This window comes from Pseudomonas sp. BR20, assembly GCF_050780135.1.
In the GTDB taxonomy this organism is placed as follows: domain Bacteria; phylum Pseudomonadota; class Gammaproteobacteria; order Pseudomonadales; family Pseudomonadaceae; genus Aquipseudomonas.
Genome location: NZ_CP172012.1, coordinates 256,951 through 282,183, shown reverse-complemented (window position 1 = coordinate 282,183; position 25,233 = coordinate 256,951). Strand labels below are relative to the sequence as shown.

Here is a 25,233-nt window from a genome sequence, read left to right as displayed (position 1 = left end):
ACTCCGCCATCACGCCCGGTGATGGCGGCGCCGTGAAATCAGTGCGCTTCGTCCCAGTTGTCGCCTACGCCAACGTCCACCACCAACGGCACATCCAACTGCGCGGCCGCACTCATGTGCTCGCGAATCTTCTCGCTGACCTCTGCCACCAGATCCTCACGCACTTCCAGCACCAGTTCATCGTGTACCTGCAGGATCACCTTGGCATCCAGGCCCGACGCGGTCAGCCAGTTATCCACCAGCACCATGGCTTTCTTGATGATATCCGCCGCCGTGCCCTGCATCGGCGCGTTGATCGCCGTGCGCTCTGCGGCCGCGCGCTCCTGAGGTTTGTTGGAGTTGATGTCCGGCAAATACAGCCGACGCCCGAAGAACGTTTCCACGTAGCCTTGATCGGCAGCCTGGGCACGGGTGCGCTCCATGTACTCGCGAACCCCTGGGTAGCGGGCGAAGTACACATCGATGTAAGCCTTTGCGGTCTTGGTATCGACACCGATGTCCTTGCCGAGCTTCTGTGCCCCCATGCCATAGATCAGGCCAAAGTTGATCGCCTTGGCACTGCGACGCTGATTGGACGTGACCTCAGCCAATTCAACCTTGAACACCTCGGCCGCCGTGGCGGTGTGCACGTCCAGGTCGTTGCGGAACGCATTCATCAGCCCCTCGTCCTTGGACAGGTGCGCCATTATCCGCAGTTCGATCTGCGAATAGTCCGCCGCCAGCAGTTTGTAGCCCTTCGGCGCCACGAATGCCTGGCGGATGCGCCGCCCTTCGGCGGTGCGCACCGGGATGTTCTGCAGGTTCGGGTCGCTGGAAGACAGTCGCCCGGTCGCCGCCACCGCCTGATGGTAAGAGGTGTGAACACGCCCGGTACGCGGGTTGATCTGCTCCGGCAAGCGGTCGGTGTAAGTGCTTTTCAGCTTGCTCATGCTGCGGTACTGCATCAATACCTTAGGCAGCGGGTAGTCATCTTCGGCCAGCTTGGCCAGCACTTCCTCTGCCGTGGACGCCTGTCCCTTGCCCGTCTTTTTCAGCACCGGCAGGCCGAGTTTCTCGTAGAGAATCGCCCCGAGCTGCTTGGGCGAACCCAGGTTGAATGCTTCGCCGGCGATCTCGAACGCCTGGCGCTCCAGCTCAACCATCTTGTTACCCAGCTCAATGCTCTGGACACCGAGCAGCTGCGCATCCACCAAGGCGCCCTGGCGTTCGATACGTGCCAGCACCGGTACCAAGGGAATTTCGATGTCCGTCAGCACACTCGCCAGGCTTGGTATGGCCGTGAGCTGTGCGTGCAATGCCTGATGCAGGCGCAGCGTCACGTCGGCATCCTCGGCGGCATAAGGGCCAGCCTGTTCGAGCGGGATCTGGTCGAACGTCAGCTGCTTGGCGCCTTTGCCGGCGATGTCCTGGAAACTGACGGTGTCGTAGTCCAGGTACTTCTTGGCCAGGCTGTCCATGTCATGGCGGGTCGCAGTGGAATTCAACACATAGGATTCAAGCATGGTGTCGAAAGCGATGCCGCGCACGCTGATGCCATTCGCCGGGTCGCCGCCGATGGCACAGTTGGCCAGGATATTCATGTCGAACTTGGCGTGCTGGCCGACCTTGAGCTTGCTCGGGTCTTCCAGCAATGGCTTCAAGGCCAGCAACACGGTGTCGCGATCCAGCTGCTGCGGCGCACCGATGTAGGAATGGGTCAGCGGGATGTAGGCAGCTTCATGGGGCTGCACAGCAAAGGACACCCCGACCAACTGCGCCTGCTGGGCGTCGATCCCGGTGGTTTCGGTGTCGAAAGCGAACAACGTCGCGTCGTTGAGCTTCTTCATCCAGACATCGAATGTGCCTTGGTCGAGAATGGTGGTGTACATCGTCTCTGCGGGTGCTGCAGGGGCAACCTCAACAATGTCCTCGGCAACAGGCGCGGCCTTGAGCTCCACGCGCTTGGCATCACGCTGAATCTCATCAAACCAGCTCTTGAACTCCAGCAGGGTATACAGCTCCAGGAGTTTCTCGCGGTCCGGTTCGATCAAGTGCAAGTCATCCAGGCCCACATCCAGCGGCACATCGATCTTGATCGTCGCCAACTGATAGGAGAGGAACGCCATCTCCCGGTGATCTTCGAGCTTGGCGGGTAACGTTTTGGCACCCCGGATCGGCAAGGTCGGCACGATATCCAACTGCTCATAAAGCTCTTTCAGACCGCCATTCACACCTACCAGCAAGCCGGAAGCCGTCTTAGGACCAATGCCCGGGACGCCAGGGATGTTGTCGGACGAATCCCCCATCAACGCCAGATAGTCGATGATCTGCTCCGGAGCGACACCAAATTTCTCCTTTACGCCCTCAATGTCCATTGAGCTACCGGTCATGGTGTTGACCAAGGTAATGTGCCCATCGACCAACTGCGCCATGTCCTTGTCGCCAGTGGAGATCACCACCGGGCGGTCAGCCGCCGCACTGCTGCGGGCCAGGGTGCCGATCACGTCATCGGCCTCGACGCCTTCGACGCACAGCAACGGGAACCCGAGGGCGATCACGCTCTGGTGCAGTGGCTCGATCTGCAGACGCATGTCATCGGGCATGCTCGGGCGATTGGCCTTGTATTCGGCGTACATGTCATCGCGAAAGGTTCCACCCTTTGCGTCGAACACGACTGCGAACGGGCTGTCCGGATACTGTTTGCGCAAGCTTTTGAGCATGTTCAACACGCCCTTGACCGCACCGGTCGGCAGGCCTTTGGAGGTGGTCAGCGGTGGCAGCGCGTGGAAGGCGCGGTACAGATATGAAGAACCGTCCACCAGGACGAGGGGTGCTTGGCTCATGAGCAGGATCAACCTTTTCGGCGGGTCAGGCGCTAGAATAGCCGGACCAATGAAAACAAAGGGACAAGGTTATCATGCGTACATTCAATCGCCTGCTGTTGACCGGCCTGATTGCACTCGCTCCGATGGTTGCCATCGCAGCAGACAGTGCCCCTTCGGGTGATCCGGAAGTTACCATTCGCACGGAGGGCGACAGAACCATTCAGGAGTACCGCCAAAACGGTTTCCTGTACGCAATCAAGATAACGAAGAAAGGCTTTCCGCCGTATTTCCTCGTGCGCGCGGACGGAACCGACGCGAACTTCATCCGCTCTGACCAGCCGGATATGCTGATTCCGTCATGGAAGATCTTCGAATGGAAATGATTTCTTAACTTCAATTGGCGCCGCGCACCGCGGCGCCCGTACTGGCAGTTTTAACCATGTCTGTGTTCACCCCCCTGGCTCGGCCCGAGCTGGAAACCTTTCTTGCCCCCTACGGGCTCGGCCGCCTGCTTGACTTCCAGGGGATTGCCGCTGGTAGCGAAAACACTAATTTCTTTATCAGCCTGGAACAGGGCGAATTCGTCCTGACCCTGGTTGAGCGCGGCCCCGTCGCGGAAATGCCGTTCTTCATCGAACTGCTCGACGTGCTCCACGACGCCGACCTGCCGGTGCCCTATGCCCTGCGCACCACCGATGGCGTGGCATTGCGCGAACTCAAAGGCAAACCGGCCCTGCTGCAACCGCGCCTGGCCGGCAAACACATCAAGGACGCCAACGCACAGCATTGCGCCCAGGTAGGCGACCTTCTCGGTCATCTGCACCTGGCGACGCAAGGCGAGAAAGTGCTGGAGCGCAAGACCGATCGCGGCCTGGACTGGATGCTCAACGAGGGTGCGCAGCTGATTTCGCACTTGAACGATGCACAGCAAAGCCTGCTGCACGCTGCATTGACCGAGATCGAGGCCCACAAGGCCGACATCCTCGCCCTGCCACGCGCGAACGTTCACGCCGACCTGTTCCGCGACAACGCGATGTTCGAGGGCACGCACCTGACGGGCCTGATCGACTTCTACAACGCCTGCTCGGGCCCGATGCTCTACGACGTGGCAATCGCCCTGAATGACTGGTGTTCGGACGCCGATGGCGTCATCGATGGCCCGCGCGCCCGTGCGCTGCTGGGTGCCTACGCCGGGCTGCGTCCGTTCACCGCCAAGGAGGCCGAGTTGTGGCCGACCATGTTGCGGGTGGCGTGCGTGCGGTTCTGGTTGTCGCGCCTGATCGCTGCAGAGTCGTTTGCCGGGCAGGATGTGCTGATTCACGATCCCGCCGAGTTCGAGCTTCGGCTGACGCAGCGTCAGCAGGTCACCGTCCACCTGCCATTCGCGCTCTAAGGACCAACCCGGTCAAAATGTGGGAGGGGGCTTGCTCCCGATGGCGGTGGACCAGTCAACTTATCATCGATTGAAACGCCGTCATCGGAAGCGAGCCCCCTCCTACATTTGATCTGCGCTGCGGCTTATAACGACTCCAGGCACCCTGCCAAGTCGTTCCCCAATTTCTCCAGCACCTGTTCGTAACCCTGGGCTGTGGCCGGGGTGTAGCCGCCCAGCGCATCCAATTCCGCCAACTTCACCGGAAGGCCAGCCACCAGGGTTTCAGCCAGGCGCGGACGCAAAGGCGGCTCGCTGAACACGCAGGTCTTGCCCACTTCCTGCAAACGCGTACGCATCGCCGCCACATGCTGGGCGCCAGGCTGCACTTCGGCAGCAACACTGAATACACCGGTGTGCTTGAGCCCGTAAGCGTCTTCGAAGTAATCAAAGGCTTCGTGGAACACGAAGTAAGGTTTGTCACCGATGCTCGCCATGCGCTTTTTAAGGCGCGCATCAAGGGCATCCAGGCGCTCGTCGAATGCCTTCACGTTGCTCTGGTAACGCGCGGCATTGCCCGGGTCGGCAGCGCTGAGGTCAGACGCCATGCGCGCGGCGATCACACGAGCATTGACCGTCGACAACCATAAGTGCGCATCCACGCTGCCTGGGCGATGATCATGGTCATGTTCATCGGCATCGTCGGCGTGGGAATGGCTATCTTCGGCGAAGCGGCGGAGCTTCATGCCTGGCAGGTCTTGGACAGCAACGGTCGCGGCTGTACGACCTTTGAGCACGCGAGGAAGGAAGCTCTCCATATCCGGCCCGATCCAATACAGCAGATCGACAGACTGCACGCGCCGTACGTCGGATGGGCGCAACGCATAGTTATGCGGCGACGCACCCGGCGGCAACAACACCTCCGGAACGGCCACACCGTCCTGCACAGCAGCGGCAATCAACTGCAACGGCTTGATGCTGGTCAGCACCTTGACCTCAGCCTGAGCGGCGCCAGTCATGAACAAACTGGTGACAAATACGACAAAAACGGGAAAAAGTCGGGACACGATGACCACTCAATGGCGTAGGAACGGGTAACATAATAACGTCTCTATCAAATATCTGTCGCCGCTCATGCCTAAAACACCGCTTGCCAGCCGTCCCCACGACCACTCTCACTGCGTGCATACCGCGCTGTCGGAGGCCGACACCCTCTGCGCACAGAAGGGCTTGCGCCTGACTGCTCTGCGCCGCCGGGTGCTGGAACTGGTCTGGCAGAGCCACAAGCCCCTGGGCGCCTACGACATCCTGGGTGTGCTCAGCGAGCAGGACGGCCGCCGCGCCGCGCCGCCTACGGTGTATCGCGCGCTGGATTTCCTGCTGGAAAACGGCCTGGTGCACCGCATTGCCTCGCTCAACGCCTTTGTCGGCTGCAACCACCCGGAACACGCGCATCAGGGCCAGTTCCTGATCTGTCGCGAGTGCCACGCCGCCATCGAACTTGAACAAAAAAGCATCAGCGACGCCATCATCAAGAGCTCCGCCGACGTGGGCTTCCGGGTCGAAGGGCAAACGGTCGAAGTGGTCGGCCTGTGCTCGGGCTGCCAGGGGGCTTGATGAGCAACGCGTTAATCCGCCTGGAGCAGGTCGGCGTCACGTTCGCCGGGCAAAACGTGCTGGATAACATCGCATTGAGCGTCGAGCCGGGGCAGATCGTCACCCTGATCGGCCCCAATGGCGCCGGCAAGACCACCCTGGTGCGCGCCGTACTCGGCCTGCTCAAACCCGACACCGGCAGCGTGTGGCGCAAGCCCAGGCTGCGCGTGGGCTATATGCCGCAAAAGCTGCACGTTGATCCGACTCTGCCCTTGTCCGTACTGCGTTTTTTGCGCCTGGTGCCCGGTGTGGACCGCGCCCGCGCGCAGGCCGCCCTCAAGGAAGTCGGGGCCGAACAGGTCATCGACAGCCCGGTGCAAAGCATCTCCGGCGGCGAAATGCAGCGCGTGCTGCTGGCCCGCGCCCTGTTGCGCGAGCCCGAGTTGCTGGTGCTGGATGAGCCCGTGCAGGGCGTCGACGTCGCCGGCCAGGCCGAGCTGTACAGCCTGATCACCCGCCTGCGCGACCGCCATGGCTGCGGCGTGCTGATGGTCTCCCATGATTTGCACTTGGTGATGAGCACCACAGACCAGGTGGTATGCCTCAATCGCCACGTGTGCTGCTCCGGCCACCCGGAACAAGTCAGCAGCGACCCGGCGTTCGTCGAGCTGTTCGGCAAGAACGCCCAGAGCCTGGCGATCTATCACCACCATCACGACCATGCCCATGACCTGCATGGCGCTGTCGTTGACGATCCCGCGACGCCCCACACCCACGTTCATGGAGATAGCTGCAAGCATGGCTGATTTTCTGCTTTACGCTCTGCTGGCAGGCTTGGCTCTGGCGTTGGTGGCTGGCCCACTGGGCTCGTTCGTGGTCTGGCGACGCATGGCGTACTTTGGCGACACGTTGTCCCACGCCGCGCTGCTAGGGGTGGCCCTGGGCTTCCTGCTGGATGTCAGCCCGACCATCGCCGTGACCGTGGGCTGCCTGCTCCTGGCGGTATTGCTGGTGACCCTGCAGCAGCGCCAACCGCTGGCCTCCGACACCCTGCTCGGCATCCTGGCGCCGAGCACGCTGTCCCTGGGCCTGGTGGTGCTGAGCTTTATGCATGAAGTGCGCATCGACTTGATGGCCTACCTGTTTGGCGACCTGTTGGCGATCAGCCCCACCGACCTCGCATGGATCCTCGGCGGCAGCGCTGCCGTACTGGCGCTGCTGGTGACCCTGTGGCGCCCATTGCTGGCAATCACCGTGCACGAAGAACTTGCAACCGTAGAAGGCTTGCCGGTGCCCGCCCTGCGCATGGCGCTAATGTTGTTGATCGCGGTGGTGATTGCTGTCGCGATGAAGATTGTCGGCGTATTGTTGATCACGTCGCTGTTGATCATCCCCGCCGCCGCCGCCCAGCGCCATGCCCGCTCACCGGAGCAGATGGCGATCGGTGCCAGCCTGTTGGGCATGCTGGCAGTGTGCGGGGGCCTGGCGTTGTCGTGGTTCAAGGACACACCGGCAGGGCCGTCCATTGTGGTGACGGCCGCCGCCCTGTTTCTGCTGAGTTTTGTCCTGCCCCGTCGAGGGGTGTAGACTTGCTCGCTTTTTGCGCAAATAGAGAGTCGCAGGAATGAAGCTGTTCACCTCCCGTTATCTGCTCCTTGCCGCGTTTTCCCTGCTGCTGGGCGCCTGTCAAAGCACACCGCCCGCCGCCCCAGAGGCTACGGATCCCCGTGCTGCGGCCATCGCGCAGCTGGAGCAAAACCTGGCCAGCAGTGAGCTGGCCACCGCCGAAGACCAACTGGCCGCGCTGCAGGCCCAGTCGCCCAATGACCCGACGCTGGAACCCTACCAACGTCAATTGGCCGAGGCTTACCTGCAGCGCAGCCAGATCGTGCTGCAAAAAGGCGACGTAAACGCCGCCGCCACCGCCCTGAGCCGTGCCCGCGCGCTGATGCCCAAGGCGCCGGCGCTGACCGGCGGCGTAAACAGCGCCATCACCCACGCCCGCAAGGCCGAGTTGGATAAGGCCGAAGAGGCCCTCAAGGCCGCCGAAGCCAAGCCTGCAGCCAAGGTCATCGACCCGGCGGCGCCAAGCACCACCGTGGCGCTGAACCTCACTGACATCGAAGAGCTGCGCCATCAACTGGATGCAATCGCCACCGATGTGGTGAATTACCAGTGTGATGTGACGATCCAGGCGCCGCGCACCCAGGATTACCCATGGCTGGCCACGTTGCTGACCAAACGGGTGAAGCGTATTGATTCGGGGTATGAGCTGAAGATTCACCGGCAGATTTTGAAACATATTCCGGCGCAGGTGGTTTTGATTCCGCGCAAGGCGGAATAACGCATCGGGGGCAAGCCCCTCCCACAATTGAATGTATTCACAATTCAAATGTGCGAGGGGCTTGCCCCCGATAGCGGTCTAACAAGCAACCAATAACTTAAGCTGGAATCGCCTTAGCCTTCGGCTCACGATCCCAAACCCGATGCTGTGCAATCGCGGCAAAAAACGCCTTGAACGCTTTCGCATCCGCGCCAACGATCAGCCCCGCATCCGCCTCTAGCTTCAGCAGATCCAGCAGTGGCTTCACGTCACTGGCAACTGCAATCGCCTTCAGGTGTTTGTAGGCTTCCAGAACGTAATGCAGCGCCACACCATCGCCGCTCAGTGCTTTCACCGACTCTTTTCCGCCCGGGATAAACACGGCATCAAACGCAATGGACGGCATGCCTTCCATCGACGCATCTACCGGCAGGCTCTTGCCATCGGCCGTCTTCACCGGCGCCGAGGTCGGCCCAAGCAACTTCGCATGGGCACCTTCTGCCTCCAGTGCTTTTTTCAGCGCATCAATCGCCGCGCCATCCACACCGTCAGCCGCAAGAATCGCGACTTTGCGCGTCTTGATATCACCCGACAGCAAGTTCACCTGGCTCAACGCCGGCGACTCTTTCAGCGAAGTCTCACGCGGCGCAACCGTGCCTTTGGTCGGTGCGGGCAAACCGAGGTTCTGCGCAACGCGCTTGGCCAGTTCCAGATCGATATTGGCCAGAATCTCGTTGACCTGACGTGCGCGAATGAACTCACGCTCCACCTTGCCCAACTCGAAGCTGTAGGCCGCGATGATGTGCTCTTTCTCGTGATGGCTCATGCTGTGGAAAAACAGCGCGGCTTGCGAGAAGTGATCGCCAAACGACTCACTGCGCTCACGCACCTTATTGGCGTCGACGCGCTCGTAATAGGTCTCGAAACCGCCATCCTGGGCAGCCGGTGGCGTTTCCTTCGGCCAACCACCATCAATAGAATTCGGCTCGTACGCCGCACGGCCCTTGTCGATCACGGTGCGATGCTGGGCGTCGCGCTGACCGTTGTGGAAAGGCACCACAGGTCGGTTGATCGGCAGCTCATGGAAGTTCGGCCCACCGAGACGGCTGATCTGCGTATCCGTGTAGGAAAACAGACGGCCTTGCAGCAAAGGGTCGTTGGTGAAGTCGATGCCCGGCACGATATGACCCGGGCAAAACGCGACCTGCTCGACTTCGGCAAAGAAGTTATCCGGGTTGCGGTTAAGCACCATCTTGCCCAGCGGCGTGATCGGCACCAGTTCCTCGGGGATGATCTTGGTCGGGTCGAGCAGGTCGAAGTCAAACTTATGCTCGTCTTCTTCCGCAACGATCTGCACACCCAGCTCCCACTCAGGGTAGTCGCCGCTTTCAATCGCTTCCCACAGGTCACGACGGTGGTAATCGGTATCTTTACCGGCAAGCTTTTGCGCTTCGTCCCACACCAGGGAGCAGGTGCCGACCTTCGGGTGCCAATGAAACTTCACAAAGCTCGACTTACCTTCGGTATTGATGAAGCGGAAGGTGTGAATGCCAAAACCCTGCATGGCACGCAGGCTTTTTGGAATGGCACGGTCGGACATCGCCCAAATCACCATGTGCGCCGATTCCGGCTGCAACGAAACAAAATCCCAGAACGTATCGTGGGCCGAGCCGCCTGTAGGAATTTCGTTGTGCGGCTCAGGTTTTACCGCGTGCACGAAGTCGGGAAACTTGATCGCATCCTGAATGAAAAACACCGGCATGTTGTTGCCGACCAAGTCGAAGTTGCCTTCATCGGTGAAGAACTTCACCGCGAAACCGCGCACGTCACGCACCGTATCGCCGGAACCACGCGGGCCCTGCACCGTGGAGAAACGCACGAACACCGGGGTTTTATGGCCGGGATCGCGCAGGAAACCCGCCTTGCTCAGCGCAGAATGGTTTTCATAGGTCTGGAAATAGCCATGGGCACCGGTGCCCCGGGCATGCACGATGCGCTCGGGGATGCGCTCATGGTCAAAGTGCGTGATTTTTTCACGCATGATGAAGTCTTCCAGTAGCGAAGGGCCGCGGGCACCGACTTTCAAGGTGTTCTGGTTGTCGGAAATCTTCACGCCTTGGTTGGTACGCAGGGCCTGGCCGGTCGCATCGGAACGGAATTCCTCCAGGGCCTGCAGCTTGGCGTTGGTGTTGCCACGGTCCAGGGTATCGGTGCCCGCGAGCTCACTCTTCGACGGGGTGGCTGGCTTCTTGGTACTCATCAGTCAAAACTCCTTATTCAAAGTGGCCAGAGCGGTCCCCGGCTCGTTTGAGCAAAACCCCAGGCACGGCACCTGGGAAATCGAGTTGCTTAAGTAGTGACTGACACGGTTTTGCACCGTTCCTTTTTTGTGACCTTTGATCGCGTTATTGCCAATTCACTGGTTGAATGCGAAATAAATGCTAAGAAACGCTATACGGACAGGCTAAAATGCGCGCCCGGCTAACCGCTGATCCCTTTTCAATGCGCCCCACAAGGTTCGCTACGTGATCGAGTTTCAAAACGTCCATAAAACCTACCGCGTCGCCGGTAAGGATATTCCCGCGCTGCACCCCACCAGCCTGCGCGTCGAGAACGGCCAGGTGTTTGGCTTGATCGGCCACTCGGGTGCAGGTAAAAGCACACTGCTGCGCCTGATCAACCGCCTGGAAGAGCCCAGCGGCGGCCAGATCACGGTGGACGGCGAAGAAGTCACCGCCCTGGATGCCAACGGCCTGCGCCGTTTCCGTCAGCAGGTCGGGATGATCTTCCAGCACTTCAACCTCCTGGCGTCGAAGACCGTTGCCGACAATGTGGCGCTGCCACTGACCCTGGCCGGCGAATTGTCGCGCAAGGAGATCGACCAACGTGTCGCCGAGCTACTCGCCCGCGTCGGCCTGTCGGACCACGCCAAGAAGTACCCGGCGCAGCTGTCTGGCGGCCAGAAGCAACGCGTCGGCATCGCCCGCGCCCTGGCGACCAAGCCGAAAATCCTGCTGTGCGACGAAGCCACCAGCGCCCTCGACCCGCAAACCACCGCCTCGGTCCTGCAACTGCTGGCCGAGATCAATCGCGAGTTGAAACTGACCATCGTGCTGATCACTCATGAAATGGATGTGATCCGCCGCGTGTGTGACCAGGTAGCCGTGATGGATGCCGGCGTGATCGTCGAGCAAGGCTCGGTGGCCGACGTATTCCTGCACCCCAAGCACCCGACCACCAAACGTTTTGTGCAGGAAGCCGAGCAGGTCGATGAAGGCGAGCTGCGTGATGACTTCGCCCATGTACCGGGTCGCATCGTACGGCTGACGTTCCAGGGTGAAGCGACCTACGCACCATTACTGGGTACCGTCGCCCGCGAAACGGGGGTGGACTACAGCATCCTCGCCGGCCGCATCGACCGCATCAAAGACATCCCCTACGGGCAACTGACCCTGGCGGTCACCGGTGGTGACATGGAAGCGGCCTTTGCCCGCTTTACCGCCGCAGACGTCCACATGGAGGTGCTGCGCTAATGGAAGTGTTCCTGAGTTTCTTCGCCAATATCGACTGGTCCGAAATCTGGCTCGCCACCGGCGACACCATGATCATGCTGTTCGGTTCGCTGTTCTTCACCGTCGTACTTGGCCTGCCCTTGGGCGTGCTGCTGTTCCTGACCAGCCCACGCCAGCTGTTCGAGCAAAAAGGCCTGTACGCGCTGCTGTCGCTGGTCGTGAACATCCTGCGCTCGCTGCCGTTCATCATCCTGTTGATCGTGATGATCCCGTTCACCGTACTGATCACCGGCACCTCCCTGGGCGTTGCGGGCGCGATCCCGCCGCTGGTGGTGGGTGCCACGCCATTCTTCGCGCGCCTGGTGGAAACCGCCTTGCGTGAAGTGGACCGCGGCATCATCGAGGCCACCCAGTCCATGGGCGCCAGCACCCGCCAGATCATCATCAACGCGCTGCTGCCCGAGGCACGCCCCGGCATCTTCGCAGCGATAACGGTGACGGCGATTACACTGGTGTCCTACACGGCCATGGCCGGCGTGGTCGGTGCCGGCGGCCTGGGTGACCTGGCGATCCGTTTCGGTTACCAGCGTTTCCAGACCGATGTGATGGTGGTCACCGTGGTGATGCTGTTGATCCTGGTGCAAATTCTGCAAACCGTCGGCGACAAGCTGGTGGTGCATTTTTCTCGAAAATAACGGCCATTGCCGGTCACAAGCCGGCACATGCCCGAACAAGGAGCTTGTTGGATGAAAAAACTACTGGTTGCTTTCGCCGCCGTTGCCGCGTTTTCCGCCCACGCCGCCGAGACCCTGAAAGTCGCAGCCTCGCCGGTGCCCCACGCGGAAATCCTGGAATTCGTGAAGCCTGCCCTCGCCAAAGAAGGCGTGGACCTGCAAGTCAAAGTGTTCACTGACTACGTACAGCCCAACGTCCAAGTCGCGGAAAAGCGCCTGGACGCGAACTTCTTCCAGCACCAGCCATACCTGGATGAATTCAACAAAGCCAAAGGCACTCAGCTGGTAAGCGTCGGCGCTGTGCACCTGGAGCCCCTGGGCGCTTACTCCAGTAAGTACAAAAAACTGGAAGACCTGCCTGACGGCGCCAACGTGGTGATCCCGAACGACGCCACCAACGGCGGCCGTGCGCTGTTACTGCTGGCCAAGCACAACCTGATCACCCTGAAGGACCCGACCAACATCCTGTCGACCATCAAGGACATCACCGAAAACCCGAAAAACCTGAAGTTCCGCGAACTCGAAGCCGCCACCCTGCCGCGCGTGCTGACCCAGGTCGACCTGGCGCTGATCAACACCAACTATGCGCTGGAAGCCAAGCTGGACCCGTCCAAGGACGCCCTGGTAATCGAAGGCAATGACTCGCCTTACGTGAACATCCTGGTGAGCCGCGAAGACAACAAGGATTCGGACGCGATGAAGAAGCTGATTGCAGCCCTGCACACCCCTGAGGTGAAGCAATTCATCCAAGAGAAGTACAAAGGCGCGATCCTGCCGGCGTTCTGATCCGACTCGGTCTCCAACACGCTGGATATCAAAAAATGTGGGAGGGGGCTTGCCCCCGATGGCGGAGTATCAGTCGACATAGATGTTGACTGAACGACTGCCATCGGGGGCAAGCCCCCTCCCACATGTGTTTTGCGTTGCCTGTTACTTGCGCTGCAACAGCCCTGGCAGTTGCGCCACCAGCTTCTGATTGTTCAACGGCGCACGGATAAACCCGCGCTGGGTACCATCCGGGCCGATCAGCGCGAGGTTGCCGCTGTGGTCGACGGTGTAGTTGGGCTTGCTGGTGTCTGCCGGTATGAACGGGATGCTCACGGCATTCGAGACCTTCTGCACATCCTCCACGTTCGCGCCGGTGACGCCTTGGAATTGCGGGTCGAAGTAGCCCAGGTACTGCTTGAGCTGGGTCGGGGTGTCGCGGTTCGGGTCGACGCTGACCAGGATCACCTGCAACTTATCCACAGCCTCTTTAGGCAACTCGCTCTTGATCTGGCGCAGTTGGGCGAGGGTGGTCGGGCAGATGTCGGGGCAGAAGGTGTAGCCGAAGAACAGCAGGCTCCACTTGCCTTTCAACTCGTTGACCAGCACCGGCTGGCCGTCCTGGTTGGTCATGGTCACTGGCGGCAGCTGACGGCTTTGCGGCAGCAGGATGATGCCGGCGTCGATCAACGCGGTAGGGTCGCCCTGGCCCTTGCCCGACAGCACTTTGTTAACGGTCAGGCCCATGATCAACGCGACGATGGCCACCAGGATAAAGACGGTTTTTTGAGTTCGAGTCATAGGTTCAACAGTAAGTAGTGGTCTACGAGCAGGGCGATAAACAGCAGGAACAGGTACCAGATAGAGTACTTGAAGGTGTTGATCGCCGCGTGCGGCTGAGCGCCACGGTACAGCACCCAGGCCCATTGCAGAAAGCGTCCGCCCAACAACAGTGCGCATGCCAGGTACAGCGGGCCGCTCATGTGGATCACGTAGGGCATCAGGCTCACCGCCAGCAGCGCAAAGGTATAGAGCAGGATATGCACCTTGGTGTAATGCTCGCCATGGGTGACCGGCAGCATCGGGATATCGGCCTTGGCGTATTCCTCCTTGCGGTGAATGGCCAGGGCCCAGAAGTGCGGCGGGGTCCAGGCGAAGATGATCAGCACCAGCAACAAGGGCTCGGCGCTGACGTGGCCGGTGACGGCGACCCAGCCCAACAGCGGTGGCGCGGCACCGGCCAGGCCTCCGATGACAATATTTTGTGGCGTCGCACGCTTGAGAAAACCGGTGTAGACCACCGCGTAACCGAGCAGCGAAGCCAGCGTCAGCCATGCCGCCAGGGGGTTGGTGAACGCCAGCAACAAGGCCAATCCTGCAACGGCTAGAAACAAAGCAAAGGTCAGCGCCGCCACCGGCGACACACGCCCCTCCGCCAACGGCCGCTTATGAGTGCGAGCCATCACCGCGTCAATCCGCCGATCCACCACATGGTTGACCACCGCCGCGCCGCCCGCACACAGGGCAATGCCCAGATTGCCGAACACCAGCACCGTCCACGGCACGCCTGCGCGTGTGGCGAGGAACATACCCACCAGAGAAGTGATGAGCATCAGCACCACCACTTTCGGCTTGGTCAGCTCGAGGTAATCGCGCCAGACCGCCTGGCCTTGACGCGCGCCGATCAAGGTCGCCATGGCATCTCTCCTTTAAGGGTGATGAGGCCCGATACGTGTTTGCGCGGGCTGAACCGCCAGCCGAAGAGCAACTGATCACGCACCCGGACCAGGCTGGTGCGGGCGTGGTAATTGACCAGCACCAACGTCAGCAGCAGCGCAGCACCGCCGGCGTTATGAGCGACCGCCACCGGCAGCGGCAAGCCGAAATACACATTGCTCAGGCCCAGGCTGATTTGCCCGAACAGGGCGATCCACAGCAGGCCTGCAAGCCGCGTCATGCCTACGGCGCGCAACTGCCAGGCCAGGCCGAGCAGCACCAGGGTGACCAGCACCGCGCCCATGCGGTGAGTCAGGTGAATGGCGGTACGCGCTTCGCTGTCGAGTTGGCCGCCAAGGTAATTGGGCCCGATGTGCTGGGTCAGGTGAAAGCCGTTGGCGAAGTCAGCCGCCGGCCACCACGCGCCATGGCAGGTGGGCAAGTCGACGCAGGCCACGGCGGCGTAGTTGGAACTCACCCAACCGCCCAACGCGATTTGCCCGATCACCAGCACCAGTCCCGCCGTCGCCCAATATTGCAGGCGCTTGGGCACAATCAACGCGGGCAACACGCCGGACAAGCGCAAGGTCAGCAAAAACAGCAGGCTCAAGGTCGCAAAGCCGCCCAGCAGGTGGCCCGTCACAACCTGCGGCCAGAGCTTCAACGTCACTGTCCACATGCCAAATGCCGCCTGGGCGAACACCACCGCCAGCAGAAACAATGGCAACTTCACCGGCTGGCCCGGATCACGCCGATGGCTCCACGAACGCGCCGCCAACAGCACAATCAACAGGCCCAGGGTGCCGGCGAAATAGCGATGAGTCATCTCGGCCCAGCCCTTGTCAGCCTCCACCGGCGTATCGGGAAAATGCAATTGGGCATGGGCCAGCTGGGCCTCGCTTTGCGGCACGCTGATAAAGCCGTAGCAGCCCGGCCAGTCCGGGCAACCGAGGCCGGCGTGGGTCAGGCGGGTGTAGGCGCCAAGCAGCACGACGATCAGCGCCAGCAAGGTGGCAAACAACGCGAGGCGAAATCCAGGTTTGGCCATGACGATGCCCTTATCCGATGTTCGACAGTTTCAGCAGGTGACGCAGGTCGTTGAGCAAGTCCTTGCCCTTGACCTTGGCGTCGTAGCGCAGCACCAGGTTGCCGTGGGGGTCGACGATCCACAGTTGCGCATCGCCCGGAGCCGCGGCGTTTTTGGTGAAGGTCGACAAGTCCAGCGAGTAGCGTTGCAGTTGCGGGTATTCGGCCTTGAGCTTGGCCTCGTAGTCCGCTGCAACCGGCTGCGCACTGGCCAGGGCATGGCTGGCGCGCGAGGCGTCGCGCCCCAGGCCGATCTGCAACTGGCGCGCGAGGTACACCAGTTGCTGGCAATCGGCGGCGCAGGCGGCAGGCGCGGTGACCAGCAACTGCCAGCGCTGTTCATCGGCCTGCACGCCGATATCGGCGCGGGTCTGGCCGTTGCCGATCATTTCTCCGTGGTAGCTGCGACTGTCGGGCACCCAGAACTGCAGTTTGTACATGAAGGTGGCCAGCGCCATCGGGCCGACCACCATCAGCAGGATCAGCATCAGCTGCCAGCGGCCTTTGCGCCGATCAGCTACCTCAGACATGTTGAGTGGATTCGTGGCCGTTCCCATGGGGCTTCTCCTTTGTGGTGTGCCATCCGAGGTAGAGGTAAAGAGCCAGTAGCGCCAGGGACATGGCGAACCACTGCACCGCGTAGGCCAGGTGTTTTTCCGGGCCCATCGCAACGATGGGCCAGGTGGTTTCGTACGTACCGGGGCCGGCTTCGGTACGCAGTTCGTAGGCAAAACCGTTGCGGCCCAGCTCAGCCCACAGCGCGGCGGGGTGCAGCGCGGTCAACAGGCGCGGCCATTGCGCGGTCGTGGGGTCCGCATGCAGCTGGAAGGTTTCGCCGGGCGCGACATACACCCAGGCGTCAAGATTCAAAGGCTGGTCCGGAGTGGTGAGGACGGGCGGGGTGCGCCGATCCGGCCACGGCAACCAGCCCCGATTGAGCAATAGCCACAGGCCGCTGGCCTGGTCATGAAAGGGTTGCAGTAACTCGACGCCCGCCTTGCCGTCACGCATGCGGTTATCCAGCAATACGCTGTGCTCGGCATCGAATTGCCCGCGCAGATGCACGCGGCGGAAGGCCGGGTCCGCCATGTCGCTGAGCTGCACACTACTGATCGGCTCAGCGGCGCGGCGTTCGGCATAGCTGTCCACCAGCAGCTGCTTCTCATGGCCGCGCGACAGTTGCCAGACGCCCAAGCCCACCATCAAAGGCAGCAGAATCATCACCACCAACGTCGGTGCGATACCTGGACGAAAGCGTTTCATGGCGCTGGCTATACTTGTTTTCATTGCCCGCCCATCCCCTCAATGCCCACCAAAGCCAGGAACCAGACCATGCTCAAAGCAGCCATTGCCCTGATGCTGATCGCGACCGTCGTGAGCCTGTTCAGTGGCTTGTTCTTTCTGGTCAAGGACGAGGGCAACTCCAACCGCCTCGTCACGGCCTTGACCGTGCGTGTCGTACTGGCCGTGATCACCGTGGCCTTGATTGCCTGGGGCTTTTTCAGCGGCCAGCTGGTATCTCATGCGCCCTGGTAAGTCGCCTCACAGCACGTATACGAAGAAAAACAGCCCGATCCACACCACATCCACGAAGTGCCAATACCAACTGGCCGCTTCGAAGCCGAACTGGTGCTCGGCGTTGAAATGCCCGCGCAGGATGCGCATCAGCATCACAAACAAAATGATGGTGCCGATGGTCACGTGGGCGCCGTGAAAGCCCGTAAGCATGAAGAAGGTTGCGCCATACACACCTGAGCCAAGGGTCAGGCCCAGCTCTTTGTAGGCGTGGATGTATTCCTCGGCCTGGAACCCGAGGAATGCAAGGGCCAGCAAGACGGTGATCGCCAGCCAGATCTTCAGCGCGCCGCGATGCCCCTTGCGTAAGGCGTGGTGGGCAATGGTGATGGTCACGCTGGAACTCACCAGCAGAATGGTGTTGACCAACGGCAAGCCCCACGGGCTGATGGTGCCCTCCGGCGCGGGATAAAGTTTCGGGTCCGGGTTGTTGAGCAACGGCCAGGCAAACTCGAAGTTCGGCCACAGCATGTGCGCAATGCCTTTGGGGCCTTCGCCGCCCAACGCGGGACCGGACAGGTGGCGCACGTAGAACAGCGCACCGAAGAACGCGATAAAGAACATCACCTCGGAAAAAATGAACCAGGTCATGCCCCAGCGAAACGAGCGGTCCATCTGCGCGCTGTATAAACCGGCACGGCTTTCCTTGATCACCGCGCCGAACCAGCCAAACAGCATGTAGGCCAGCAACAGCCCACCGACGAAAAAGATCCACGGCCCGTGGGATTCCGGGCGTGCCGCCTTCAGGTCGTTGAACCACACGGCCAGGCCATACACGGTGACCAGCATGCCAATCGTGGCAATTATCGGCCATTTGCTTTGCGCTGGTACGTAGTACGTATCATGAGTCGACATGTATTCGCTCTCCTGATTGAGCGGGCAAACAGTAGCTAGCCGCCGGTACGGACAGCCACCGGCGGTTGGCGCGCAGTGATATCAAACAGCGTGTACGCCAGGGTCAAATGCTTCACATCCTTGGGCATGTCGCGGTCGACAATAAAACGCACCGGCATCTCAATGCGCTGGCCTGGCTGCAGCACTTGCTGGGTGAAGCAAAAGCATTCGGTCTTGTGGAAATACATCGCCGCCTCTGCGGGGGAAATGCTCGGCACCGCTTGGGCGGTCATCGGTTTGTCGGTGGGGTTGTGGGCCACGAACAGCATCTCGGTGACTGCGCCGGGGTTGACCACCACCTCATCAGCCTTGGAGTGAAACTCCCAGACCATGTCGATGGCATTGGTGGACAGGAACTGCACCCGTACCTGGCGCGTGAGGTCGACGACCTGCTCGCCCTCGTACTGCCCGGCCGTCTTGCCGTTGATGCCGAATGCCTTGCACATCACGTCGTAGATCGGCACCAGGGCAAAGCCGAAGGCGAACATCGCCACCACCAGGATCAGCAGGCGAGTAACCAGGCGCTTGAGGGGCACGGAGTCAGCCATGATGGCCTCCGCTCACTCTGTTCATTTGACCTCCGGTGGCGTGGTGAAGGTGTGGTACGGCGCGGGCGAAGGCACGCTCCACTCCAGCCCCTCGGCGCCGTCCCACGGCTTGGCCGGCGCCGGCGGGCCGCCACGGATGCACTTGATCACGATAAACAGGAAGAAGATCTGCGTGGCGCCAAACATGAAGGCCCCAATGGACGAGACCATGTTGAAGTCGGCGAACTGCAGGTTGTAGTCCGGCACCCGGCGCGGCATGCCGGCCAGCCCCACGAAGTGCATCGGGAAGAACGCCATGTTCATGCCCACGAAAGACAGCCAGAAATGCAGCTTGCCCAGGGTTTCGTCGTACATGTGGCCGGTCCATTTCGGCAGCCAGTAGTAGGCCGAGGCGAAGATGCCGAAGATCGCACCAGGCACCAGTACGTAATGGAAGTGCGCCACCACAAAGTAGGTGTCGTGGTACTGGAAGTCCGCAGGGGCAATCGCCAGCATCAATCCGGAGAAACCGCCGATGGTGAACAGGATCACGAAGGCCACGGCAAACAGCATCGGCGTCTCGAAGGTCAGCGAGCCTTGCCACATGGTGCTGACCCAGTTGAACACCTTGACCCCCGTGGGCACCGCGATCAGCAGCGTGGCGTACATGAAAAACAGCTCGCCCACCAACGGAATACCCACCACGAACATATGGTGCGCCCACACGATAAACGACAGGAACGCGATGCTCGCCGTGGCGTACACCATCGACGTATAGCCGAACAACGGCTTGCGCGAGAAGGTCGGGATAATCGAACTGACGGCGCCAAACGCCGGCAGGATCATGATGTACACCTCGGGGTGGCCGAAGAACCAGAACACATGCTGGAACAGCACCGGATCACCGCCACCGGCCGCACTGAAGAAACTGGTGCCGAAGTGGATGTCCATCAGCATCATGGTCACGCAGCCGGCCAGCACCGGCATCACCGCGATCAGCAGGAAGGCGGTAATCAGCCAGGTCCAGACGAACAGCGGCATTTTCATCAAGGTCATGCCGGGCGCACGCAGGTTGAGGATGGTGGCGACCACGTTGATCGCGCCCATGATCGAGCTGATGCCCATCAAGTGGATGGCGAAGATGAAGAACGTCACGCTTTCCGGCGCGTAGGTGGTGGAGAGCGGGGCGTAGAACGTCCAGCCGAAATTCGGACCGCCACCGGGCGAGAACAGGGTCGAGACCAGCAGCAGGAACGCCGCCGGCAACAGCCAGAAGCTGAAGTTATTCATGCGCGGCAAGGCCATGTCCGGTGCGCCGATCATCAACGGGATCATCCAGTTGGCCAGGCCGACAAACGCCGGCATCACCGCACCGAACACCATGATCAGGCCATGCATGGTGGTCATTTGGTTGAAAAACGCCGGCTCGACGATCTGCAGGCCAGGCTGGAACAGTTCGGCACGGATCACCATGGCGAACGAGCCGCCGAGCAGGAACATGGTGAACGCGAACCACAGGTACATCGTGCCGATGTCTTTATGGTTGGTGGTCAGCACCCAGCGCATCAAACCCTTGGCGGGGCCGTGGGCATGGTCACCGGCGTGGCCATGGTCATCGATCACAGCGCTCATGGCCGTTCTCCTGCAAGCGAGTGGGCGGGGCGGGTCGAGGTAGAAGCGATGAAGTCGGTCATTTGCTTTCCGCCTGCTTGATGGCCAGCACGTCTTTAGGCGTGACCATGTCGCCTTTGTTGTTGCCCCACGCGTTGCGCTCGTAGGTCACCACTGCGGCGATATCGACTTCCGAGAGCTGTTTGCCGAAGGCCGCCATCGCGGTACCGGGCTTGCCGTGATAGACGATGCTCAAGTGGTCTGCAGCGGGCCCGGTGGCGATCTTCGAGCCCTTGAGCGCCGGGAACATCGGTGGCAGGCCCTGGCCTTCGGCCTGGTGACAGGCGACGCAGGTGGTGTGGTAGACCTTGTCGCCGCGCGCAACCAGCTCTTGCAGCGTCCACTCCTTGGAGGTCAACTCCTTGAGCTTGGCGGCCTCTGCCTTGCGTTCGCCGAGCCAGGTGTCGTAGTCGGCCTTGGACTTGACCTCGACCACGATGGGCATGAAACCGTGGTCCTTGCCGCACAGTTCGGCGCACTGGCCACGGTAGATGCCGGGCTTCTCGACGCGGGTCCAGGCCTCGTTGACGAACCCCGGGATGGCGTCGCGCTTGACCGCAAAAGCCGGCACCCACCAGGAGTGGATCACGTCGGCGGCGGTCACCAGGAAGCGCACCTTGGCGCCCACCGGCAGCACCAGCGGCTGGTCGACTTCCAGCAGGTAATGTTCGCCCTTGGTGGCCTGGTTGTGGATCTGCTCGGCGGGCGTGGCCAGGTTGCTGAAGAACTCCACATCCTGGCCCAGGTATTTGTAATGCCACTTCCACTGATAGCCGGTGACCTGGATATCGATATCCGACTCGGTGCTGTCGTAGATATTGATCAAGGTCCTGGTTGCCGGAATGGCCATCGCGACCAGAATCAGCAAGGGCACCACGGTCCAGAGGATTTCCACGGTGGTGCTTTCGTGGAATTTGGCCGCGACCTGGCCCGTAGAGCGGCGATGAAGGATCATCGACCAGAACATCGCGCCAAACACGACAATGCCGATCACTACACAGATCCAGAAAATGGTCATGTGCAGGTCGAACACAGCGTGACTGACTTCAGTTGCCCCTGGCGCCATATTCGTTGTCCAGGCGGCGTGCGCCTGGCCGAATACTGACCACAACAGGAGGCCCATCCAAACATGTGGATGTCGCGTCATTGCGGGTTCCCCTTATCGTTCTTGTTATCCCGCCGGTTTGCACCTGCGTCGAAGGGAGCGGCTTCCATACTGCTTACAACCGCTTAGCCTTACCTGCTTATGCAGTCTGGCGTCATCAGCTAATCGCGTACAAACCCGAGTATAGACACGCACTGCAACCCCGCAATGTGTAGGGGCAAATGAGCAAAAATGAGTGGCCAGGCCCAATAAAACCGGGTGCGGAATCGTTTATCCGACGAACGATGGCAATTCGATATAACGCCTGTGCATAACCATGAAATAATTATGACAAATGCGTCTTAGGCGCTCGTATAAACGAGCTACCTTATGCTGTCCCTATTCCTACGCCTGCTTCACTGGAGCCTTCATGAACACCGCCGCATTGCGCGAGCAGATTTCCCGTGCCTATCAACACGAAGCCATCACTGGCCAGCTAGCCAAGCAGCTGGAAGAGCAATTGCCGCACCTGCATTCGGCCATTTCTTTGGCTGATGGTGATAGCACCCAAGTCATGACCCGCTTTGTGACCGCCTACATCGAACTCGTCCCGGACTTGTTGGAGGCCGCCAATGACGTGGCCCGCGAAGCGGGGATCGAAAGCCAGATAAAGCCCGTGCTGAAAATCGCCGAGCATTTCTTCCTGCAACCGCCCGCGATCCTGGCTGGCCACGAAGGGCTCGACGGCCTGCTGGACGAGGCTTACCTGGCCCATCGCCTGGTGGAAGAGGTCAACGATTTGTATATCAAACACTTTGGCCAGCCGTTGATTCCGGCAGATACCACCGTGGCCAACGTGATTGCCCATCAGTTGATCGGCGAAGCATTCGCCAACCAGCTGGATGAAGCCGTACACCACGCGGTGGACGAGATGCTCAACGAAGACAGCTTTGCGCTGGAGTCGGTCGAGGCGTATCGCGAACAGCTGAAAAGCCCGCACACGGAAGCCGCGTGGAAGCGCTGGCCGTGCCTTTCCCGCAAGCTGGGGGTGGAGTTGGCGCTGGATCAGCCGGCTTAAATCTTAAATTAGACACAGAACAAATGTGGGAGGGAGCAAGCCCCTCCCACATTTTGATCCGGTTCTGTCAGCCGATTGAGGGCGCCGAGCCGATCCCTGTCGTCATCCTGACCCGGCCTTCGAGCCTGCGCTTCAACCCACGCGCCTCGATCACCAGCTTCGAGCCCTTGGCCGCATTCGCCCGGCCCCATTCCTCCAGCAACTCCAGGCAGGAATGGTCGATATAACTCAGGTTACTCAGCGGTACGTGCACAGTCGTGCCCGGAGGCACCGTCGCCAGCACCTGGGTCAACGCCGGCACTTTCAGGAAGGTCGCCGCACCGGTCAAACGCAGCTCCATTTCCCCCTCTGGGGGCAGGTCGATCAGACTGACTTTCAGGCGCGAGGCCTTGAGCGCCAACTTGACCAATGTGAGCCCGAAGCCCACCAGCACGCCGGTCAGCAGGTCGGTGAAAATGATCGCCAACGCCGTGGCCGCGTAGGTAAACATCGGCATACGCCCATAACGACCTAGGGCCTTGAAGGCCTTGATATCCACCAGCTTGATCCCGGTGTACACCAACACACCCGCCAGGCTCGCCACGGGAATGCTTTGCAGCACGCTCGACAACAACAGTACGAACCCCAACAGCCATACGCCATGAAACATCGCTGACAACCGCGTGGTGGCACCGGCCTGCACGTTGGCCGAGCTGCGCACGATCACACCGGTCATCGGCAGGGCACCCACCAGGCCGCACAGCATGTTGCCCACACCTTGGGCGGACAATTCCTTATCGAAATCAGAACGCTGACCACTGTGCATGCGGTCTACCGCTGCAGCAGAGAGCAGGGTTTCGGCACTGGCGATAAACGCCACCGCAAACGCGGCGATCAGCAACTGCGGGTCGGCCAGGTTCAGCAGGTCGCTTGGACGCAGCCAATCGATGGCGTCGGCGAGGTTCTCCGGCACTTCCACACGTTTGACCTGCAACGCCAGCACCAGGCTGGTCAACGTTGCCAGGCCCACGCCCAACAGGGCTCCGGGCACGAAACGCAGGGTTTGCGGACGGAATTTATCCCACAGGTACATGACCAGCATCGTCGACAAACCGAGCAATCCGGCCTGCCAACCCAGGCCGCCGCCCAAGGCTGGAATCGCCTCCACCAGCGCGGCGGGGAAGCCCGCCAGGTTATCCAGCCCTGAGGGCTTGGGCGCAGCGTCCAGCATCACATGGATCTGCGATAGCACAATCAATACGCCGATCCCCGCCAGCATCCCGTACACCACTGCTGGCGCCGTGACGCGGAACCAGCAGCCCAGGCGCAGACGCCCGGCCACCAGCTGCAGGAAACCGGCCAGCAGCAGGATCGGCCCGAGCATCATCATCCCATGCTGGCGCACCAGCTCGAACACCAATACCGCCAGACCCGCTGCCGGGCCGCTGACCTGCAGCGGCGAACCCGCCAACCAGCCCACTACCAGGCCACCGATAATCCCGGTGATCAGGCCCTTGGCCGGCGGCATGCCGGACGCGATGGCGATCCCCATGCACAGGGGCAGGGCGACCAGAAACACAACCACGGAGGCGAGCAGCTCCCGTGGCAATACAGCTTTTAATTGAGCAGCACGCATGATGGCTCTCCCGAGGCATTCGCCGGGCGCGGAAAAGCCTGGCTGCATCCATGGCAGCCACCGCTTTACCCGGCAGGGAAGTGTTTTAGAAGCGCGCTTTAGGCGTCGCGGAAGGAATCGGCCCTTCGCCGCTCAACGGTCGGAATGCCGACTGATCAGCATCGTAGGCTCGAATTTCACTGGTCTCGATGTTGTAGATCCAGCCGTGGATAAACAGCTGACCATTGGCCATGCGCGACGCCACCGAGGGATGGGTACGCAAATGCTGCAGTTGGGCGATGACGTTTTCTTCGGTGAGCACTTTCATGCTCTCGCCTTCGTTGGCACAGTCGCAGTTGTCCTCGACCATGGACTTGGCGACTTCGGCGTGTCGCAGCCAGGCCCTTACCGTCGGCATCTTCTCCAGGCTGGCGGGGTTGAGGACCGCACGCATGGCGCCACAATCGGAGTGCCCGCACACGATGATGTGCTGCACGCCCAAGGCCAGTACGGCGTACTCGATGGCAGTGGAAACGCCGCCGTTCATCTGCCCATAAGGCGGCACGACGTTACCGACGTTGCGGGTCACGAACAGATCGCCGGGAGAGCTTTGGGTAATCAGCTCAGGCACGATGCGCGAGTCAGCGCAGGTAATAAACATCGCCCGTGGGCTCTGGGCCGTGGCGAGTTTCTTGAAGAGTTCTTCCTGCTGGGGGAAGACGTCGTGATGGAAATGCAAAAAGCCGTCAACGATATGTTTTAGCGCTGCATCAGCAGACTCTGCCACCTGAGGGGCTGAAGCCGACGCAGCCAACGGCTGTTTATCCTTGTCACTCATGATTCATCCTCTTGATTAATGCAGGGGAGTTTTCAGGTCAGTTCGACGCCAGGCCAGTGAAATA

25 protein-coding genes are annotated in these 25,233 nt (G+C 60.8%); 11 read left to right on the top strand and 14 right to left on the bottom strand.

Going from position 1 to position 25,233, the window contains the following annotated elements; genetic code table 11:
- Positions 1 to 38 precede the first annotated feature (38 nt).
- On the bottom strand, positions 39 to 2,822 hold the full coding sequence (polA, locus tag ACHPFG_RS01285) for a DNA polymerase I (protein ID WP_431701390.1): 2,784 nt from the start codon (positions 2,820 to 2,822) through the stop codon (positions 39 to 41).
- Positions 2,823 to 2,896: 74 nt separating this feature from the next.
- Between polA and ACHPFG_RS01280 the strand changes: the two genes are divergently transcribed.
- Both ACHPFG_RS01280 and ACHPFG_RS01275 read left to right on the top strand, forming a co-directional pair.
- Complete coding sequence (locus tag ACHPFG_RS01280; protein ID WP_131699575.1) at positions 2,897 to 3,187, top strand: DUF2782 domain-containing protein; 291 nt, start codon at positions 2,897 to 2,899, stop codon at positions 3,185 to 3,187.
- Between the two features lie 56 nt (positions 3,188 to 3,243).
- Positions 3,244 to 4,197 carry a homoserine kinase gene (locus ACHPFG_RS01275; protein ID WP_431701389.1) on the top strand — a complete coding sequence of 318 codons (954 nt, stop codon included), beginning with the start codon at positions 3,244 to 3,246 and terminating at the stop codon, positions 4,195 to 4,197.
- A gap of 125 nt (positions 4,198 to 4,322) precedes the next feature.
- Here ACHPFG_RS01275 and ACHPFG_RS01270 read toward each other — a convergent pair whose 3' ends face one another.
- Positions 4,323 to 5,252 carry a zinc ABC transporter substrate-binding protein gene (locus tag ACHPFG_RS01270; protein ID WP_431701388.1) on the bottom strand — a complete coding sequence of 310 codons (930 nt, stop codon included), beginning with the start codon at positions 5,250 to 5,252 and terminating at the stop codon, positions 4,323 to 4,325.
- A gap of 58 nt (positions 5,253 to 5,310) precedes the next feature.
- On the opposite strand from ACHPFG_RS01270, the gene zur reads away from it, so the two are divergent.
- From zur to ACHPFG_RS01250, 4 genes are read left to right on the top strand one after another with little or no spacing between them, the layout of a single operon-like run.
- Positions 5,311 to 5,793, top strand: coding sequence for a zinc uptake transcriptional repressor Zur (gene zur, locus ACHPFG_RS01265; protein WP_026136513.1), 483 nt, complete (start codon positions 5,311 to 5,313; stop codon positions 5,791 to 5,793).
- Entirely contained in the window at positions 5,793 to 6,578 is a 786-nt protein-coding gene (gene znuC, locus ACHPFG_RS01260; protein ID WP_065926855.1) for a zinc ABC transporter ATP-binding protein ZnuC, read from the top strand. Before zur ends, znuC begins: the two co-directional genes overlap by 1 nt.
- Positions 6,571 to 7,359, top strand: coding sequence for a zinc ABC transporter permease subunit ZnuB (gene znuB / locus ACHPFG_RS01255; protein WP_167656819.1), 789 nt, complete (start codon positions 6,571 to 6,573; stop codon positions 7,357 to 7,359). Before znuC ends, znuB begins: the two co-directional genes overlap by 8 nt.
- Positions 7,360 to 7,396: 37 nt before the next feature.
- Positions 7,397 to 8,116 (top strand): PA5502 family lipoprotein, encoded by a 720-nt coding sequence (locus ACHPFG_RS01250; protein ID WP_131699579.1) that lies wholly within the window; start codon positions 7,397 to 7,399, stop codon positions 8,114 to 8,116.
- A 97-nt stretch (positions 8,117 to 8,213) separates the two neighbouring features.
- Here the strand turns inward: ACHPFG_RS01250 and katE are convergent, their stop codons facing one another.
- Complete coding sequence (gene katE, locus ACHPFG_RS01245; protein WP_131699580.1) at positions 8,214 to 10,355, bottom strand: catalase HPII; 2,142 nt, start codon at positions 10,353 to 10,355, stop codon at positions 8,214 to 8,216.
- A gap of 265 nt (positions 10,356 to 10,620) precedes the next feature.
- Here katE and ACHPFG_RS01240 point away from each other — a divergent pair, with 265 nt between their 5' ends.
- Genes ACHPFG_RS01240 through ACHPFG_RS01230 form a run of 3 tightly spaced genes read left to right on the top strand, consistent with a single transcriptional unit; the run spans position 10,621 to position 13,127 of the window.
- Complete coding sequence (locus ACHPFG_RS01240; RefSeq protein ID WP_184745300.1) at positions 10,621 to 11,628, top strand: methionine ABC transporter ATP-binding protein; 1,008 nt, start codon at positions 10,621 to 10,623, stop codon at positions 11,626 to 11,628.
- Positions 11,628 to 12,302, top strand: a complete 675-nt coding sequence (locus ACHPFG_RS01235; RefSeq protein ID WP_090401268.1) for a methionine ABC transporter permease — start codon at positions 11,628 to 11,630, stop codon at positions 12,300 to 12,302. The genes ACHPFG_RS01240 and ACHPFG_RS01235 overlap by 1 nt, the downstream gene beginning before the upstream one ends.
- A 51-nt stretch (positions 12,303 to 12,353) precedes the next feature.
- On the top strand, positions 12,354 to 13,127 hold the full coding sequence (locus ACHPFG_RS01230; protein ID WP_431701387.1) for a MetQ/NlpA family ABC transporter substrate-binding protein: 774 nt from the start codon (positions 12,354 to 12,356) through the stop codon (positions 13,125 to 13,127).
- Between the two features lie 144 nt (positions 13,128 to 13,271).
- On the opposite strand, the gene ACHPFG_RS01225 is transcribed toward ACHPFG_RS01230, so the two are convergent.
- The 5 genes from ACHPFG_RS01225 to ACHPFG_RS01205 are packed head-to-tail and all read right to left on the bottom strand — an operon-like array spanning position 13,272 to position 17,195.
- A complete protein-coding gene (locus tag ACHPFG_RS01225; RefSeq protein WP_259244300.1) occupies positions 13,272 to 13,907 on the bottom strand; it encodes an SCO family protein in 636 nt (211 codons plus the stop codon).
- Positions 13,904 to 14,803, bottom strand: a complete 900-nt coding sequence (gene cyoE, locus ACHPFG_RS01220) for a heme o synthase (protein WP_431701386.1) — start codon at positions 14,801 to 14,803, stop codon at positions 13,904 to 13,906. Before cyoE ends, ACHPFG_RS01225 begins: the two co-directional genes overlap by 4 nt.
- Positions 14,791 to 15,870, bottom strand: coding sequence for a COX15/CtaA family protein (locus ACHPFG_RS01215; RefSeq protein ID WP_431701385.1), 1,080 nt, complete (start codon positions 15,868 to 15,870; stop codon positions 14,791 to 14,793). Before ACHPFG_RS01215 ends, cyoE begins: the two co-directional genes overlap by 13 nt.
- Positions 15,871 to 15,880: 10 nt before the next feature.
- Complete coding sequence (locus ACHPFG_RS01210) at positions 15,881 to 16,465, bottom strand: hypothetical protein (RefSeq protein ID WP_431701384.1); 585 nt, start codon at positions 16,463 to 16,465, stop codon at positions 15,881 to 15,883.
- Entirely contained in the window at positions 16,431 to 17,195 is a 765-nt protein-coding gene (locus ACHPFG_RS01205; RefSeq protein WP_431701383.1) for an SURF1 family protein, read from the bottom strand. Before ACHPFG_RS01205 ends, ACHPFG_RS01210 begins: the two co-directional genes overlap by 35 nt.
- Positions 17,196 to 17,240: 45 nt before the next feature.
- Between ACHPFG_RS01205 and ACHPFG_RS01200 the strand changes: the two genes are divergently transcribed.
- The gene (locus ACHPFG_RS01200) at positions 17,241 to 17,444 is read left to right on the top strand and encodes a twin transmembrane helix small protein (protein WP_016978774.1); all 204 of its coding nucleotides are present in this window, start codon (positions 17,241 to 17,243) and stop codon (positions 17,442 to 17,444) included.
- Positions 17,445 to 17,450: 6 nt separating this feature from the next.
- Here ACHPFG_RS01200 and ACHPFG_RS01195 read toward each other — a convergent pair whose 3' ends face one another.
- From ACHPFG_RS01195 to coxB, 4 genes are read right to left on the bottom strand one after another with little or no spacing between them, the layout of a single operon-like run.
- Positions 17,451 to 18,338, bottom strand: a complete 888-nt coding sequence (locus ACHPFG_RS01195; RefSeq protein ID WP_431701382.1) for a cytochrome c oxidase subunit 3 — start codon at positions 18,336 to 18,338, stop codon at positions 17,451 to 17,453.
- 35 nt (positions 18,339 to 18,373) lie between these two features.
- Positions 18,374 to 18,925: a cytochrome c oxidase assembly protein gene (locus ACHPFG_RS01190; RefSeq protein WP_339452617.1), complete on the bottom strand. Its 552-nt coding sequence runs from the start codon at positions 18,923 to 18,925 to the stop codon at positions 18,374 to 18,376.
- A gap of 21 nt (positions 18,926 to 18,946) precedes the next feature.
- Positions 18,947 to 20,536, bottom strand: coding sequence for a cytochrome c oxidase subunit I (gene ctaD, locus ACHPFG_RS01185; RefSeq protein WP_431701381.1), 1,590 nt, complete (start codon positions 20,534 to 20,536; stop codon positions 18,947 to 18,949).
- A gap of 58 nt (positions 20,537 to 20,594) precedes the next feature.
- On the bottom strand, positions 20,595 to 21,722 hold the full coding sequence (coxB, locus tag ACHPFG_RS01180) for a cytochrome c oxidase subunit II (protein ID WP_339542100.1): 1,128 nt from the start codon (positions 21,720 to 21,722) through the stop codon (positions 20,595 to 20,597).
- Positions 21,723 to 22,089: 367 nt separating this feature from the next.
- Between coxB and ACHPFG_RS01175 the strand changes: the two genes are divergently transcribed.
- Positions 22,090 to 22,737, top strand: a complete 648-nt coding sequence (locus ACHPFG_RS01175) for a hypothetical protein (RefSeq protein ID WP_431701380.1) — start codon at positions 22,090 to 22,092, stop codon at positions 22,735 to 22,737.
- A gap of 67 nt (positions 22,738 to 22,804) precedes the next feature.
- On the opposite strand, the gene ACHPFG_RS01170 is transcribed toward ACHPFG_RS01175, so the two are convergent.
- On the bottom strand, positions 22,805 to 24,352 hold the full coding sequence (locus tag ACHPFG_RS01170; protein ID WP_431701379.1) for a SulP family inorganic anion transporter: 1,548 nt from the start codon (positions 24,350 to 24,352) through the stop codon (positions 22,805 to 22,807).
- Positions 24,353 to 24,437: 85 nt separating this feature from the next.
- Entirely contained in the window at positions 24,438 to 25,169 is a 732-nt protein-coding gene (locus ACHPFG_RS01165; RefSeq protein ID WP_027608119.1) for a carbonic anhydrase, read from the bottom strand.
- Between the last annotated feature and the right edge of the window lie 64 nt (positions 25,170 to 25,233).